We start from the raw sequence: 13,831 nt of genomic DNA, 5'->3' as shown, positions 1-13,831 counted from the left end.
TTTCATTCTCTCTCCGCCCCCCACCTTGGAATGGAAATGACGAAGCGACAACTATCCTGACATGGAGGGCGCGCCCAGAAAGGTAACCCAAAGATGCGCCCAAACACCAGCTTCCCAGACCTTTGCCCAGGCGCTTCGGCTCAGCGGGACTCGCACGGTGTACGCCGAGGACTCAATCAAGCCAGGACGTCTCTCCACGCCCGGACTCCCGGGGTCTGCCTTCCCAGGCACCGCACCACCCGTGCCACTCGCGTCACCCTGGACGGGTCTCCTGCTTGGTCATCGATATAGCCGTCCCGTGCGCCCCCGGTTTCCCAGCGGTAAATTGCGGCAGCAGAACTTCTTGATGTTCAGGTTCTGCTTGATCCACTTGAAGAACAGCTCCACCGCCCAGCGGTTAGCGCGCAGCGATTTCTTCGTGCGGTGAGTGCAGATCGCTACTGGCGAACACCAGTGGGGGGCGCCTGAGCGATGTACGATGAACGATCCGAAAGTTCGCGAGGCGCACCGTGCGCAGCGCCTGACTGTATCGATGACCACGCCGGAGACCCGTCCAGGGTGACGCGAGTGGCTCGGGTGGTGCGGTGCCTGGGAAGGCAGACCCCGGACGTCAGGGCTTGGAGAGACGTCCTGGCATCATCAAGTCCTCGGCGTTCACCGTGCGAGTCCCGCTCAGCCGAAGCGCCTGGGCAAAGGTCTGGGAAGCTGGTGTTGAGGTGTTTTCTTGGTTCCTTCTTTTTCACCAGAACAAGAAGGGACTCGGCTGCCGGGTGTTGAGGTGTTTTCTTGGTTCCTTCTTTTTCACCAGAACAAGAAGGGACTCGGCTGCCGGGCCGAGACCCGGCGCGGCCTCGCGCAGCGAGAAAACGCAGCTCGCAGCGAAGCGTGGGCCCCGTCGTTCGACGGGGTGACGAGGGGCGGTGATGGGTGATGGGGATTTTCCCCGGACAGCAGTGCACTCCCGCGGGGTTGGCATCGCGGACCTGCCCGGCACTAGACTGCACCATGCACCTCGTCGAATCTCTCGCCATCGCCGCCTGCGTTGCCCTGGCCTCCCCCGCGCAGGCCAGAACGTCATGGACCGTATGCCAGTACGACGTGGAGGCGGTCCGGATCGAGCGGGCGCCCGCGCCGGCGTTGACCGTGCGCGTGCTGCGCCCTCGCGGGCCGCTCCCAGCCGATTGTCCGGCGGCGACCGGCGAGATGACTTTCCGGCCGGACAGCGAGGACTACCAGTCCGAACTGCCGCGGCGGCAGTGGCCCCGGCCGGGCCAGCGGGCCTTGCTGAAGTACCGTCACCTGGACGCCATCTGCAAGGAATCCGGCCCCTGCCGGATCAAGCGCTACTCGCTGCTGCCAGCGCGCACCGAACGCGCGGCGTTGCAGGCCCCATGAGCCGAACGGCATTCCGGTGGCACGCCCACGCCGTGGGTGCCGTGGCCTGCCTGCTGTCCGCCTGCGCGACCAGTGGCACGCTGCAACCGTTCTCCACCGACGGCTGCAGCATGTTCCCCGATCGCTCGGTCATCACCAGCGCCGACTGGTGCGGCTGCTGCGTGGCACACGACCTGGCCTACTGGCGCGGCGGCACCGCGGAGGCCCGGCGTGTCGCGGACCTCGAACTCGCGGCGTGCGTGAAACGGGTGTCGGGGAGCGAGGCGCTGGCCGACCTGATGCATGCGGGCGTGCGCGCCGGCGGCGGGTCGCAGCTGTACACCCCGTTCCGATGGGGCTACGGCTGGCCGTACGGCAGGACGGATGGGCCGCTCACGCCAGCTGAAGACGCACTGGCATCGCTGCTGGAGCGCCAGTACCGGGCGAAGAACCCGGCACTGGCGTGCCCCGTGCCAGCGCCAACCGCCGACTGAGCGCCCGGGATCAGCCGCTCAGGCCGGTACCGACGTGCGGATCAGGTGATCGAAGGCACCGAGCGCCGCCTTCGCCCCATCGCCGGCGGCGATGATGATCTGCTTGTATGGCACGGTGGTCACGTCACCGGCGGCAAACACGCCCGGCACCGACGTGGCACCCTTCGCATCCACCACGATCTCGCCGTGGCGCGACAACTCGACCGAGCCCTTGAGCCATTCGGTGTTGGGCACGAGGCCGATCTGCACGAACACGCCTTCCAGCTCGACGTGGTTCGACGCCCCGCTCGCGCGGTGGGTGTACGTGATGCCGTTGACCTTCGAGCCGTCGCCGGTGATCTCGGTGGTCTGGGCCTGCGTGTGGATGGTCACGTTGGGCAGGCTCTGCAGCTTCTTGACCAGCACCGCGTCGGCGCGCAGTTGTTCGGCGAACTCGAACAGCGTCACGTGGGCCACGAGGCCGGCCAGGTCGATGGCCGCTTCGACACCCGAGTTGCCGCCACCGATGACCGCGACGCGCTTGCCCTTGAACAGCGGCCCGTCGCAATGGGGGCAGTACGCCACGCCCTGGTTGCGGTACTTCTGTTCACCCGGCACGTTCACCTCGCGCCAGCGGGCACCGGTGGACAGGATCACCGACTTCGACTTCAGCGTGCCGCCGTTGGCCAGCTGCACCTCGATCAGGTCGCCGCCGGTCACGAGCTTGTCGGCCCGCTGCAGGTTCATGATGTCGACGTCGTAGTGTTTCGTGTGCTGCTCGAGGGCCGCTGCGAACTGCGGGCCTTCGGTGGCCAGCACCGAGACGAAGTTCTCGATGGCCAGGGTGTCGAGCACCTGGCCGCCGAAACGTTCGGCCACCACACCGGTGCGGATGCCCTTGCGCGCGGCATACACGGCCGCGGCGGCGCCGGCGGGACCACCGCCCACGATGAGCACGTCGTACGGGTCGCGGGCGCTGAGCTTTTCAGCATCGCGGACGCTGGCGTGGGTGTCGAGCTTGGCGACGATTTCCTCGACGCTCATGCGGCCCTGGCCGAAGTGTTCGCCGTTGAGGAACACCATCGGGACGGCCATGATCTGGCGGTCCTCGACTTCCTTCTGGAACAGGCCGCCGTCGATCACGACGGAGCGCACGTTCGGGTTCAGCACGGCCAGCAGGCTCAGTGCCTGGACCACGTCCGGGCAGTTGTGGCACGTGAGGGACATGTAGACCTCGAAGTCGTACGTGCCCGGCAGGTTCTTGATCTGTGCGATGGTGTCGGGCTCGACCTTCGGCGGGTGTCCACCCACCCACAGGAGCGCCAGCACCAGCGAGGTGAATTCATGGCCCAGCGGAATCGCGGCGAAGCGCAACTTCATGTCGGCGCCAATGCGGTTCAGGCTGAACGACGGGCGGCGCGCATCGGTGCCGTCAGTCTTGAGCGTGATGTGGGGCGAGAGGCCGGCGACCTGCTGGAGCAGCGCGAGCATGTCGCGCGACGAGTCGCCGTCGTCCAGCGAAGCCACGATCTCGAACGGCTGCGTCACGCGCTCGAGGTAGGCTTTCAATTGGGATTGCAGGGTGTCGTCCAACATCGCGGGGCTCCTTCTTTCTTCGATACTTCGGTGAAACCCCCGGCGCCTCGTGGGCACCGGGGGGTCGATCAGGTGATGTGGATCAGATCTTGCCGACGAGGTCGAGCGACGGGGTCAGCGTCTTCGCGCCTTCGGTCCACTTGGCCGGGCACACTTCGCCCGGGTGCGAGGCCACGTACTGGGCAGCCTTGACCTTGCGGAGCAGTTCGCTGGCGTCACGGCCGATGCCGTTGTCATGCACTTCGAACAGCTTGATCTGGCCTTCCGGGTTGATCAGGAACGTGCCGCGCAGCGCCAGGCCTTCTTCTTCGATCAGCACGTCGAAGTTGCGGGCGAGCGTGGCGGTCGGGTCACCGACGAGCGGGTAGGTGACCTTCTTGATGGCGTCCGACGTGTCGTGCCAGGCCTTGTGGGCGAAGTGGGTGTCGGTCGACACGCCATAGATCTCGACGCCGAGCTTCTGGAATTCGGCGTAGTGGTCGGCCAGGTCTTCCAGTTCGGTGGGGCACACGAAGGTGAAGTCGGCCGGGTAGAACACGATGACGGACCACTTGCCCTTCAGGGTGTCCTGGGTCACCGGGACGAACTTTTCCTTGTGGTACGCGACGGCGTTGAACGGCTTGATTTGCGAGTTGATCAGCGACATGGCTTTGCTTCCTCTGGGGTTGTATGAAGTACAGGACGGGTTGAATCTTAGGATCGCCCTCCGATATTGTGGGTGCATTAGGTCAATGTTGTTGATTGAAAACATCTATCACGCGATGGCAGCGGCGGACACGCTGCACCGCCTGTCGCCCAGGTGACGGTGACAGTTGCCGCAAGTCAACACTGGGCTAACAGGGGTTGCCTTCGGCACAAGAGCGTTGTTCCAATGGTCTTTCCGCGTGCCTCATCACGGCGCCGGCGTTCTGCAACCCTTGAGGAACAACCCATGATGACAAACAGACTCCTTGCCGTTTCCGCGCTCATCCTCAGCTCGTTTGTCGCTCAACCCCTGCTGGCCCAGACCGCGGCCTCGTCGCCCTCACGCGCCGACGTGAAGGCCGAGATCCCGGCCGACCGCACGAAGGACGCCCAGATCAGCGGCGAACGCATGCCGCCGAAGAAGCAATGGACCCCACCGGCCTCGGGCGACAACCAGCCCAAGACCCGCGCCCAGGTGAAGAAGGAAACCACCGACGCCATCGCCGCCGACAAGGCGCCCGTGACGAAGGGCGACACGGTGGCCCCGGCGTCCGAGACCAAGGCCAAGCCGCCGCGCAAGACGTTCAAGCAACGCCGCGCCGAAGCCGCCGCCGCCCGCGAAGCGCGCCGCCCCGAAGCCACCGAAGCCGCGAAGAACCAGGACCCGACCGGCGGCGTGTACGACCCGAACAAGAAGCCCGCGGCCAAGCCCTGATCGCTCACCGACCGTGACAACATCGCGCCGGCCGGGATGGCCGGCGCGGCTACCATCGCCTGAACAAGGAGATGGTCATGCCCGCCTGGCTCGAGCGATTGAATTCGCAGTTCCCCCTTCGCTACGCGGCCTGGCTGCTGTCGGCACTCGGGGCACTGCTCAGCCTGTTCACGTGGGTGGGGTTCGGTGTCGGCGGGTGGTTCGCGCTGGTGTGCGTGGCCCTCACCGCCCTCGGCGCGCGAGACGCCCGCCAGACGCGCCACTCCGTCCTGCGGAACTACCCGGTCATCGGCCACCTGCGGTTCCTGCTCGAGTTCGTGCGGCCCGAGATCCGGCAGTACTTCATCGAAGGCGACCACGATGCCGCCCCGTTCTCGCGCCACCAGCGCTCGCTCGTGTACCAGCGGGCCAAGGGCGATTCCGACAAGCGCCCGTTCGGCACCCAGATCGACGTGTCCCGGCAGGGGTACGAATGGATCAACCATTCGCTGACCCCCACCGAACTCGGCAGCCACGATTTCCGCATCACCATTGGTGAAGGCCGCCCGCAGCCGTATTCGGCAAGCATCTTCAACATCTCGGCGATGAGCTACGGCGCGCTGTCGGGCAACGCGATCCTCGCGTTGAACGCCGGCGCCAAACAGGGCGGGTTCGCGCACGACACTGGCGAGGGCTCGATCAGCAGCTTCCACCGCCAGCACGGCGGTGACCTGATCTGGGAGATCGGCTCCGGCTACTTCGGTTGCCGCAACGCCGAGGGCCGCTTCGACGCCGAACGTTTCAGTGCCAACGCGCGCGACCCGCAGGTGAAGATGATCGAGCTCAAGCTGAGCCAGGGCGCCAAGCCCGGACACGGTGGCCTGCTGCCCGGCGCCAAGGTCACCGCCGAGGTGGCGGCCGCACGCGGGGTGCCCATCGGGGTCGACTGCGTGTCGCCATCACGGCACAGCGCGTTCGACACGCCCATCGGCATGATGAAGTTCATCGACGAACTGCGCACGCTGTCGGGCGGCAAGCCCACTGGCTTCAAGCTGTGCATCGGTCACCCGTGGGAATGGTTCGCCATTGCAAAGGCCATGGTGGAGACCGGCATCACGCCCGACTTCATCGTGATCGACGGGGCCGAAGGCGGCACCGGTGCCGCGCCGCTGGAGTTCATCGACCACATGGGCGCCCCGCTGCAGGAGGGCCTGCTGCTCGTGCACAACACGCTCGTCGGCCTGAACCTGCGGTCGCGCATCAAGCTCGGCTGCGCCGGCAAGGTGGTCAGCGCGTTCGACATCGCGCGCATGATGGCGCTCGGTGCCGACTGGTGCAACGCAGCGCGCGGTTTCATGTTCGCGCTCGGTTGCATCCAGGCGCAGAACTGCCACACCGGCAACTGCCCCACCGGGGTGGCCACGCAAGACAAGCGGCGCGAGCGGGCCATCGTGGTGCCCACGAAGGCCGAGCGGGTGTACCGGTTCCATGAAAACACGCTGCTGGCGTTGCAGGAGTTGGTGCAGGCCGCCGGGCTCACCCACCCCGGGCAGATCACCGCCTCCCACATCGTGCGGCGAAGCAGCGACCACGAGGTCAAGCTGCTGGCCAACCTGCTGCCGTTCCTGAAGCCGGGCGTGTTGCTCGCGGGCGAACTGCCGCACCGGGTGTTCGAGGTGTACTGGCCCAAGGCACGGGCCGACAGTTTCGCGATGGCGCCGGAGGAAGCGCTGGCGGCGTTCTGAGCGGCCGGTGCGCATGGCAGCGGCAGAACGTCTTCCAGGGGTGGCGAGAAGGCCTCTTTCCAAAACGCCCCGGATCGCGGGGGTGCGCACTGTCGCGAAGTCGTTAAGAATTCGTCCAACATCCGCACCAATTCCGCCCGCCTTCCGCCCGCCGCTGCCATGCCGTCCATTGTCTTGTTGCAACGCGACCACGAAGCGAGCCCCCGCCTGCGTGCGTTGATCGACGGTTCCGGCCGGCTCGAGGTGGTGGGGCTCACCCACACGGTAGTCGAGGCGGAGTCGCTGCTTCGCGTCCACCGCCCCGACATCCTCGTGACCGACCTGCGCGTGCAGGACGGCGACGTGGCCCACCTGCTGCAGACGCTGCGGCGGCCCGACCGCCGGGCGCGGCCCCATGTGCTGGTCACCCTCGTGTCCCACGACGACGCCGTGCTGCTCGACGCGTTGCGCGCCGGGGCCGACGGGTACTGGGTGCACGCCCGGTCGCCCGACACCCTGATCGCCACGCTCGAACAACTGGCGCGAGGTGAATCGCCCATGTCGCCACTGATCGCCCGGCAACTGCTGGACCACTTCGACCAGTACCGCCCCCATACCGCCGACACCATGAGCGACGCGCTGAACCCGCTCGTGCTCACCGGCACCGAACGCGAGATCCTGCAATGGGTGGCGCGGGGCTACCTGATCGACGAGATCGCCCAGCAGTGGCACGCAAGCGTGCACACGTTGGCGTGTGGGATCCGGCGGGTGTATCACAAGCTGCAGTTCGACCTGCATGCCAATAGCTTGTCACTGGCCTGACCGTCGCCACGGGCCCTGTCATCCCAGCCAATCGCAGCGTTGTCATCCCGGCGAAAGCCGGGACCCACTGGACGGGTGGGCCCGAGCGTGCGATGCAGAACAGGTGTTGCCTGCAGCGGGCCCAAACGTTCTACGCTGTCGAGAGAAGCGTTGAGGCGGGGGGATCAGGCCAGATGTGACCGGAACGTCGCCGCGCCTGGACACAGTGGATCCCGGCGTTCGCCGGGATGACCCGAGACTTTCCCCCGACAGCAATGGCCCAAGCCAGGATGCCGTTCACACCGGCGGCGCAGTGTCGATGAAACTCTGCCGCAGTGCCAGCTTGGCGCTCAGCTTCGCCAGGTTGGGGTACTGGTCGCGCCAGGTGATTTCCGGGAACCGGAAGTCGAGGTAGCCCAGCGCGCAGCCCACGGCGATGTCGGCCAGGGAGAAATGAATGCCGGTGCACCAAGGCTTGTCGGCCAGGCCCTGGCTCATGGCCCCGAGCGACGCGTGCACCTTGACCATCTGGCGTTGTGCCCAGGCCTCGCTGCGCTGGCCCTCGGTGCGGCCGGCCCAGGTGTGTTCCAGGCGGGCGAGGATGGCGGCGTCGATGACGCCGTCGCCCAGCGCTTCCCACGTGCGCACCTCGGTGCGCTCGCGGCCGCGTTCGGGGATCAGGCGGCCCACCGGCGACAAGGTGTCCACGTACTCGACAATGACCCGCGAGTCGAAGACGGCTTCGGCGCCTTCCATCACCAGGCAAGGCACCTTGCCGAGCGGGTTGGACTTCAGGATCGCGTCGCTCGTCCAGACGTCCTCGAGCTCGAGTTGGTAGTCGAGCTTCTTTTCCGCCATCACGACGCGGACCTTGCGCACGTAGGGACTGGTAAGCGAACCGATGAGTTTCATGGTTGTGGTTTTCCCTGGAGTCGCTCGATTCTATCGAACGCAAAGCGTGACAAAGGGCACATTGCAGGTGATAGAGTTTTCAGCAGCAAGATCCATGCGGCCTTTGGCCGCGTGGAAGCCTTTCCATTTCCTGATCCCATGACCCTCGACCTGCCCATCGACTACCGCGAAGGCAAAGGCGCCAAGAGCCTGCCCGCCACGCTTCGCATGGGGCAGCAGCGCCTGCTGGTAGCCGGCCAGGGCCTCGCGCGCAGCCTGGCACTCGACGACCTGCTGGCCCCGGTGCGCACCACCGACGGCGGGCGCTCACTGCCGCTGCGCGATGGCGGGGCCCTGTACTGCCGTGACGGCGAGGCCTGGGACCGCTGGGCCGCCGCCACCGGTCACCGGCACCAGCTGGTGCCCCGCACCAACCCGGCCTGGCCGTGGTTCGCGGTGCTGCTGGCCACCGTGGCGGTGGCGCTCGCGGTGGGCGCCGCGCTGTACGTCTGGGCACTGCCCTGGGCCGCCCGCACACTGGTGGCCGCCGTGCCGCTGGAGGTGGACCGCGCCCTCGGTGACACCACGCTCAAGGCGGCGGAGGCCGACGCCCTCGCCCCCAGCGAGTTGCCCGAAGGGCGCCAGGCGCGCTTGCGGCTGGCCTTTGCCGGCATCGTGCGCAAGTCCCACGGCGACCGGGCGGTGCCGGCCCACCAGGTGATCTTCCGCAAGGCACGCGACAACACGATGGGCCCAAACGCCTTCGCGCTGCCGGGCGGCACCATCGTCGTGACCGACCAGTTGGTGGAGTTGCTGGCCGACAACGAGGACGCGGTGCTGGGGGTGCTCGCCCACGAGTTCGGCCACATCGAGGGCCGCCACGGCATGCGCCTGTTCGTGCAGGGCAGCCTGCTGGGGATGGCGCGGAGCTGGGTGTTCGACGACTTCACCCGGCTGCTCGGCGCCGCCCCCACGCTGCTGGGCCGCGCGGCCTACTCGCGCGAGGCCGAACGCGAGGCCGATGCCGCCGCCGTGCAGATCCTGAGGGCGAGCAACATCTCGCCGCTCGTGATGGTGGTCTTCTTCGAGAAACTCGCGGCGCGGCCCGAACGCCCCGCGGCCGACGGCCAGGTGCCCCGCTGGCTCGGGCTCACCATCGCGTCGCACCCCGACGACGCCGAGCGCATCCAGTTCTTCCGCGACGCAGCGCAGTCGCGTCCCTGATCGGTCAGCGGCGCCGTCGCACTGACGGATCAGCGCCGCAGCGTCCAATCCACGGCCGCCGGGCGGCCAGGCAGGTCCAGCGTGGCCACCGCCGGTGCCGTGCGGGCCACCACCCGGCCGTCGCGCACCACCAGCAGCCGCGTGGCACGCAGCCGGATGGCCTCGGCCGGGTCGCGCGCCTGCAGCAGCACCATGTCGGCATGGCACCCGGGCGCGAGGCCGTAGCCGTCGAGCCCCAGCACGGCCGCGTTGTTGCAGGTGACCGCGTCGAAGCACGCGCGCATCTGCGCCTGCGACGTCATCTGGGCCACGTGCAGGCCCATGTGGGCCACCTCGAGCATGTCGCCGGAGCCGAGCGAGTACCAGGGGTCCATGACACAGTCGTGGCCGAACCCCACGTTGACCCCGGCGGCCAGCAGTTCAGGCACACGTGTCATGCCACGCCGCTTCGGGTAGGTGTCGTGCCGGCCCTGCAGCGTGATGTTGATCAGCGGATTGGCCACCACATGCACCCGCGCCTCGGCGATCAGCGGGATCAGCTTGCTCGCGTAGTAGTTGTCCATCGAGTGCATGGACGTCAGGTGCGAGCCGGTGACCCGGCCCTGCAGCCCGAGCCGCACGGTCTCGGCCGCGAGCGTCTCGATGTGGCGCGACAGCGGGTCGTCGCTTTCGTCGCAATGCATGTCGACCGGCAGGCCGCGGTCGGCCGCCAGCTCGCACAGCACCCGCACGCTCTCGGCGCCCTGCGCCATCGACCGCTCGAAGTGGGGGATGCCCCCCACCACGTCGACCCCCAGGTCGAGCGCACGTTTCAGGTTGGCCAGCGCCGTGGGCGCGCGCAACACCCCGTCCTGCGGGAACGCGACGAGCTGCAGGTCGAGGTACGGCGCCACGGTGCGCTTCACGTGCAGCAGCGCTTCCACGGCGAGCAGCCGGTCGTCGCAGACGTCCACGTGGGTTCGGATGGCCAGCAGGCCCTTGGCCACCGCCCAGTCGCAATAGGCCAGCGCGCGGTCGACCAGCGCCTGCTGGGTCAGCAGCGGCTTCAGTTCGCCCCAGAGCGCAATGCCCTCGAGCAGCGTGCCGCTCGCGTTGACCCGCGGCAGGCCGTGGCTCAGCGTGGCGTCCATGTGGAAGTGGGCGTCCACGAACGGCGGAGACAACAGCCAGCCGCCGCCGTCGAGGGACGGCACGCCGTCGGGCACGGCAAGCCGCGGCCCCACCGCGGCGATGCGGCCGGCCTCGACGAACACGTCCTGGCCGGTGCGCCCGTCGGGCAGCACCACGTCGCGCAGGCAGAAGGTGCGGTCAGCGGCCATGAATGTCACTTCGTGCCGAAGATGCGGTCGCCGGCGTCCCCGAGGCCGGGCACGATGTAGCCGTGGTCGTTGAGCCCGCGGTCGATGGCCGCGGTGTAGACCGGCACGTCAGGGTGGGCGGCGACGAATTTCGCGAGCCCCTCGGGCGCGGCCAGCAGGCACACGAAGCGGATCGACTTCGGGTTGGTGGCCTTGAGCCGGGTGACCGCGGCGATGGCCGAGTTGCCGGTGGCGAGCATCGGGTCGAGCACGATGGCGTCGCGTTCGTTCATGCCCTGGGGCATCTTGAAGTAGTACTCGACGGCCTTCAGCGTCTCGGGGTCGCGGTAGAGGCCCACATGGCCCACCCGTGCGCCGGGCACGATGCTGAGCATGCCGTCGAGGAACCCGTCGCCGGCCCGCATGATGCTGACGAACACGGTCTTCTTGCCGTCGATCACCGGGCTTTTCATGGGTTCGAGCGGGGTCTCGATGTCGATCAGCTGGGTGGGCATCTCGCGGGTGACCTCGTAGGCCATCAGCATGCTGATCTCGCCGAGCAGGCGGCGAAAGCCGCTGGTGCTGCGGTCCTTCTGGCGCATCAGCGTCAGTTTGTGCTGGATCAACGGGTGGGTGATGTGGTGGACGGTGGTCATGGGGTCGGTCCTTGGAACATGCTGTCACTGTAGGGCAACGGGTACCGCACTGCACAAAAAGTGCCAGCCGGCGGGTGGGACAACCGGGCTCCCCTAAAATCAGGGACTGCCCGCCCGCGCGGGCCCCGTCGGAACCCTTCTTTACCCGCGGCCCATCCCCCGGCCGCCCCCGCCATGAACCTCTCCGCCCTCACCGCCCTGTCCCCCCTGGATGGCCGCTATGCCCCGAAGGTCGCCGCCCTGCGCCCGCTGCTGAGCGAGTTCGGCCTGATGCACCGCCGCGTGCAGGTCGAGATCGAATGGTTCATCGCGTTGTCGGACGCCGGCTTCACGGAATTCAAACCGCTGTCCGAAGCCGCCCGCGGCCTGCTGCGCGGCCTGGTGACCCGCTTCTCCGAAGCCGACGCCCAGGCCATCAAGGACATCGAAAAGACCACCAACCACGACGTGAAGGCCGTGGAGTACTGGCTGAAGGACCGCTTCGAGACCAACACCGAGCTGAAAAGCGCCGGCGAGTTCGTGCACTTCGCGTGCACCAGCGAGGACATCAACAACACCAGCCACGGGCTGATGCTGAAGGCGGCCCGCCAGGACGTGGTGCTGCCGGCCATCGACAAGATCATCGCGAAGCTGACCACGCTGGCCCACAACTTCGCCGCCGTGCCCATGTTGAGCCGCACGCACGGCCAGACGGCCAGCCCCACCACGGTGGGCAAGGAAATCGCCAACGTGGTGGCACGCCTCAAGAACGCCCGCGAGCGCATCGCCGGGGTCAAGCTGCTCGCGAAGATGAACGGCGCCGTGGGCAACTTCAACGCCCACCTGTCGGCCTTCCCCGACCACGACTGGGAAGCCTTCAGCCAGCGCGTGATCGAGAAGCAGCTCGGCCTGACGTTCAACCCGTACACCATCCAGATCGAGCCGCACGACTACATGGCCGAGCTGTTCGACGCGGTCACCCGCACGAACACGATCCTGATCGACTGGTCGCGTGACGTGTGGGGCTACATCAGCCTCGGCTTCTTCAAGCAGAAGACGAAGGAAGGTGAGGTGGGCTCGTCCACCATGCCGCACAAGGTCAACCCGATCGACTTCGAAAACGCCGAAGGCAACTTCGGCCTGGCCAACGCGCTGCTGACCCACCTGAGCCAGAAGCTCCCCATCAGCCGCTGGCAGCGCGACCTGACCGACAGCACCGTGTTGCGCAACATGGGCGTGGCCCTCGGCTACGCGCTGCTCGGCTACGACTCGCTGACCCGCGGCCTCGACAAGCTGCAGCTGAACGAGCTCGCGCTGTCGTCCGACCTCGACGGCGCGTGGGAAGTGCTGGCCGAACCCATCCAGACCGTGATGCGCCGCTTCGGCCTGCCCGAGCCGTACGAACAGCTCAAGAAGTTCACGCGCGGCCAGCCGATGACCCGCGAACTGATGCAGGGGTTCATCGCCGGCCTGGCATTGCCCGACGCGGAAAAGGCGCGCCTGCTCGCGCTGACCCCCGGGGCGTACACCGGCCTCGCCGCCACCCTCGCCCGCAAGATCTGACAAGGACAACCGATGGACTTCACCGCCCAGCTGCACCGCGCCGAACGCCAGAACCAGTCGATGCTGTGTGTCGGGCTGGATCCGGAGCCCTCGAAGTTCCCGGCCGGGATGCGCAACGACCCGTCGCGCATCTTCGACTTCTGCGCCCGCATCGTGGACGCCACGAAGGACCTCGTGATCGCGTTCAAGCCGCAGATCGCGTACTTCCATGCGCACCGTGCCGAGGCGCAGCTCGAACAGCTGATGGCCCACATCCGGCGCGTGGCCCCCGAGGTGCCGGTGATCCTCGACGCCAAGCGCGGTGACATCGGCTCCACCGCCGAGCAATATGCCCGCGAGGCATTTGAACGTTACCAGGCTGATGCGGTCACGCTGTCGCCGTTCATGGGCTTCGACTCGATCGAACCGTACCTGCGGTACCCCGGCAAGGGCGTGATCCTGCTGTGCCGCACGTCGAACCCCGGTGGCAGCGACTGGCAGTTCCAGCGCCTGGCCGACGTGCCGGGCCAGCCGCGCCTGTTCGAGCACCTCGCCCATCTGGCGCAGACCGACTGGAACCGCAACGGCCAGCTCGGCTTGGTGGTGGGCGCCACGTTCCCCGAGGAGATCGCCCGCGTGCGTGCCCTGGCCCCGAACCTGCCGCTGCTGATCCCGGGCGTGGGCGCCCAGGGGGGAGACGCGGTGGCCACCGTGAAGGCCGGCTGGCGCCCGGATGCCCCCATCGTCGTCAATTCGTCGCGTGCGGTGCTGTACGCGTCGGCGGACGACGACTTCGCATCCGCTGCCCGGCGCGTGGCGCTCGAGACGCGCGCGCTGCTGAATTCCGCACGAAGCACCGCCTGACCTGTCCCGGACAGGGGAAAACGAAGGGCTC

At 67.6% G+C, this 13,831-nt stretch carries 14 protein-coding genes; 8 read left to right on the top strand and 6 right to left on the bottom strand.

From position 1 onward, the window contains the following. Positions 1-279: 279 nt before the first annotated feature. A complete protein-coding gene (locus ASC87_RS33815) occupies positions 280-540 on the bottom strand; it encodes a transposase (RefSeq protein WP_369820775.1) in 261 nt (86 codons plus the stop codon). A gap of 465 nt (positions 541-1,005) precedes the next feature. Between ASC87_RS33815 and ASC87_RS18725 the strand changes: the two genes are divergently transcribed. Continuing rightward, positions 1,006-1,395: a hypothetical protein gene (locus tag ASC87_RS18725; protein ID WP_056665499.1), complete on the top strand. Its 390-nt coding sequence runs from the start codon at positions 1,006-1,008 to the stop codon at positions 1,393-1,395. Continuing rightward, entirely contained in the window at positions 1,392-1,868 is a 477-nt protein-coding gene (locus tag ASC87_RS18720; RefSeq protein ID WP_200954412.1) for a hypothetical protein, read from the top strand. Before ASC87_RS18725 ends, ASC87_RS18720 begins: the two co-directional genes overlap by 4 nt. Before the next feature lie 18 nt (positions 1,869-1,886). Here ASC87_RS18720 and ahpF read toward each other — a convergent pair whose 3' ends face one another. Both ahpF and ahpC read right to left on the bottom strand, forming a co-directional pair. Then, positions 1,887-3,443, bottom strand: coding sequence for an alkyl hydroperoxide reductase subunit F (gene ahpF / locus ASC87_RS18715; protein WP_056665498.1), 1,557 nt, complete (start codon positions 3,441-3,443; stop codon positions 1,887-1,889). Between the two features lie 82 nt (positions 3,444-3,525). Beyond that, the gene (ahpC, locus tag ASC87_RS18710; protein ID WP_056665496.1) at positions 3,526-4,089 is read right to left on the bottom strand and encodes an alkyl hydroperoxide reductase subunit C; all 564 of its coding nucleotides are present in this window, start codon (positions 4,087-4,089) and stop codon (positions 3,526-3,528) included. Between the two features lie 288 nt (positions 4,090-4,377). Here ahpC and ASC87_RS18705 point away from each other — a divergent pair, with 288 nt between their 5' ends. The 3 genes from ASC87_RS18705 (at position 4,378) to ASC87_RS18695 (ending at position 7,367) form a co-directional block, all read left to right on the top strand. Further along, a complete protein-coding gene (locus ASC87_RS18705) occupies positions 4,378-4,842 on the top strand; it encodes a hypothetical protein (RefSeq protein ID WP_157604126.1) in 465 nt (154 codons plus the stop codon). A 77-nt stretch (positions 4,843-4,919) separates the two neighbouring features. Next, positions 4,920-6,566, top strand: a complete 1,647-nt coding sequence (locus tag ASC87_RS18700; RefSeq protein ID WP_056665514.1) for an FMN-binding glutamate synthase family protein — start codon at positions 4,920-4,922, stop codon at positions 6,564-6,566. A gap of 159 nt (positions 6,567-6,725) precedes the next feature. Then, positions 6,726-7,367 carry a response regulator transcription factor gene (locus tag ASC87_RS18695; RefSeq protein ID WP_056665491.1) on the top strand — a complete coding sequence of 214 codons (642 nt, stop codon included), beginning with the start codon at positions 6,726-6,728 and terminating at the stop codon, positions 7,365-7,367. Between the two features lie 276 nt (positions 7,368-7,643). On the opposite strand, the gene ASC87_RS18690 is transcribed toward ASC87_RS18695, so the two are convergent. After that, the gene (locus ASC87_RS18690) at positions 7,644-8,258 is read right to left on the bottom strand and encodes a glutathione S-transferase family protein (protein WP_056665487.1); all 615 of its coding nucleotides are present in this window, start codon (positions 8,256-8,258) and stop codon (positions 7,644-7,646) included. Between the two features lie 138 nt (positions 8,259-8,396). Between ASC87_RS18690 and ASC87_RS18685 the strand changes: the two genes are divergently transcribed. Then, positions 8,397-9,461: a M48 family metallopeptidase gene (locus ASC87_RS18685; protein WP_056665484.1), complete on the top strand. Its 1,065-nt coding sequence runs from the start codon at positions 8,397-8,399 to the stop codon at positions 9,459-9,461. 29 nt (positions 9,462-9,490) lie between these two features. Here the strand turns inward: ASC87_RS18685 and ASC87_RS18680 are convergent, their stop codons facing one another. Together ASC87_RS18680 and upp are read right to left on the bottom strand one after the other, a co-directional pair. Continuing rightward, complete coding sequence (locus ASC87_RS18680) at positions 9,491-10,780, bottom strand: amidohydrolase family protein (protein ID WP_056665481.1); 1,290 nt, start codon at positions 10,778-10,780, stop codon at positions 9,491-9,493. Between the two features lie 5 nt (positions 10,781-10,785). Then, entirely contained in the window at positions 10,786-11,415 is a 630-nt protein-coding gene (upp, locus tag ASC87_RS18675; RefSeq protein WP_056665478.1) for a uracil phosphoribosyltransferase, read from the bottom strand. A 174-nt stretch (positions 11,416-11,589) separates the two neighbouring features. Between upp and purB the strand changes: the two genes are divergently transcribed. Further along, the gene (gene purB / locus ASC87_RS18670; RefSeq protein ID WP_056665474.1) at positions 11,590-12,957 is read left to right on the top strand and encodes an adenylosuccinate lyase; all 1,368 of its coding nucleotides are present in this window, start codon (positions 11,590-11,592) and stop codon (positions 12,955-12,957) included. A gap of 12 nt (positions 12,958-12,969) precedes the next feature. Further along, complete coding sequence (gene pyrF, locus ASC87_RS18665; protein ID WP_056665471.1) at positions 12,970-13,800, top strand: orotidine-5'-phosphate decarboxylase; 831 nt, start codon at positions 12,970-12,972, stop codon at positions 13,798-13,800. Positions 13,801-13,831 lie beyond the last annotated feature (31 nt).

The organism is Rhizobacter sp. Root1221, assembly GCF_001425785.1.
GTDB lineage: Bacteria > Pseudomonadota > Gammaproteobacteria > Burkholderiales > Burkholderiaceae_C > Rhizobacter.
The sequence above is the reverse complement of the archived record's forward strand: the minus strand, read 5'-3'. Positions and strand labels throughout refer to the sequence as shown.

Excerpts from the sequence above, each read along its gene's own strand:
- ASC87_RS18720 (WP_200954412.1), top strand. The coding sequence starts at position 1,392 with ATGAGCCGAACGGCATTCCGGTGGCACGCCCACGCCGTGGGTGCCGTG.
- ASC87_RS18695 (WP_056665491.1), top strand. The coding sequence starts at position 6,726 with ATGCCGTCCATTGTCTTGTTGCAACGCGACCACGAAGCGAGCCCCCGC.
- ahpC (WP_056665496.1), bottom strand. The coding sequence starts at position 4,089 with ATGTCGCTGATCAACTCGCAAATCAAGCCGTTCAACGCCGTCGCGTAC.
- upp (WP_056665478.1), bottom strand. The coding sequence starts at position 11,415 with ATGACCACCGTCCACCACATCACCCACCCGTTGATCCAGCACAAACTG.
- purB (WP_056665474.1), top strand. The coding sequence starts at position 11,590 with ATGAACCTCTCCGCCCTCACCGCCCTGTCCCCCCTGGATGGCCGCTAT.
- ahpF (WP_056665498.1), bottom strand. The coding sequence starts at position 3,443 with ATGTTGGACGACACCCTGCAATCCCAATTGAAAGCCTACCTCGAGCGC.
- pyrF (WP_056665471.1), top strand. The coding sequence starts at position 12,970 with ATGGACTTCACCGCCCAGCTGCACCGCGCCGAACGCCAGAACCAGTCG.
- ASC87_RS18705 (WP_157604126.1), top strand. The coding sequence starts at position 4,378 with ATGACAAACAGACTCCTTGCCGTTTCCGCGCTCATCCTCAGCTCGTTT.
- ASC87_RS18725 (WP_056665499.1), top strand. The coding sequence starts at position 1,006 with ATGCACCTCGTCGAATCTCTCGCCATCGCCGCCTGCGTTGCCCTGGCC.
- ASC87_RS18690 (WP_056665487.1), bottom strand. The coding sequence starts at position 8,258 with ATGAAACTCATCGGTTCGCTTACCAGTCCCTACGTGCGCAAGGTCCGC.
- ASC87_RS18700 (WP_056665514.1), top strand. The coding sequence starts at position 4,920 with ATGCCCGCCTGGCTCGAGCGATTGAATTCGCAGTTCCCCCTTCGCTAC.
- ASC87_RS18685 (WP_056665484.1), top strand. The coding sequence starts at position 8,397 with ATGACCCTCGACCTGCCCATCGACTACCGCGAAGGCAAAGGCGCCAAG.
- ASC87_RS18680 (WP_056665481.1), bottom strand. The coding sequence starts at position 10,780 with ATGGCCGCTGACCGCACCTTCTGCCTGCGCGACGTGGTGCTGCCCGAC.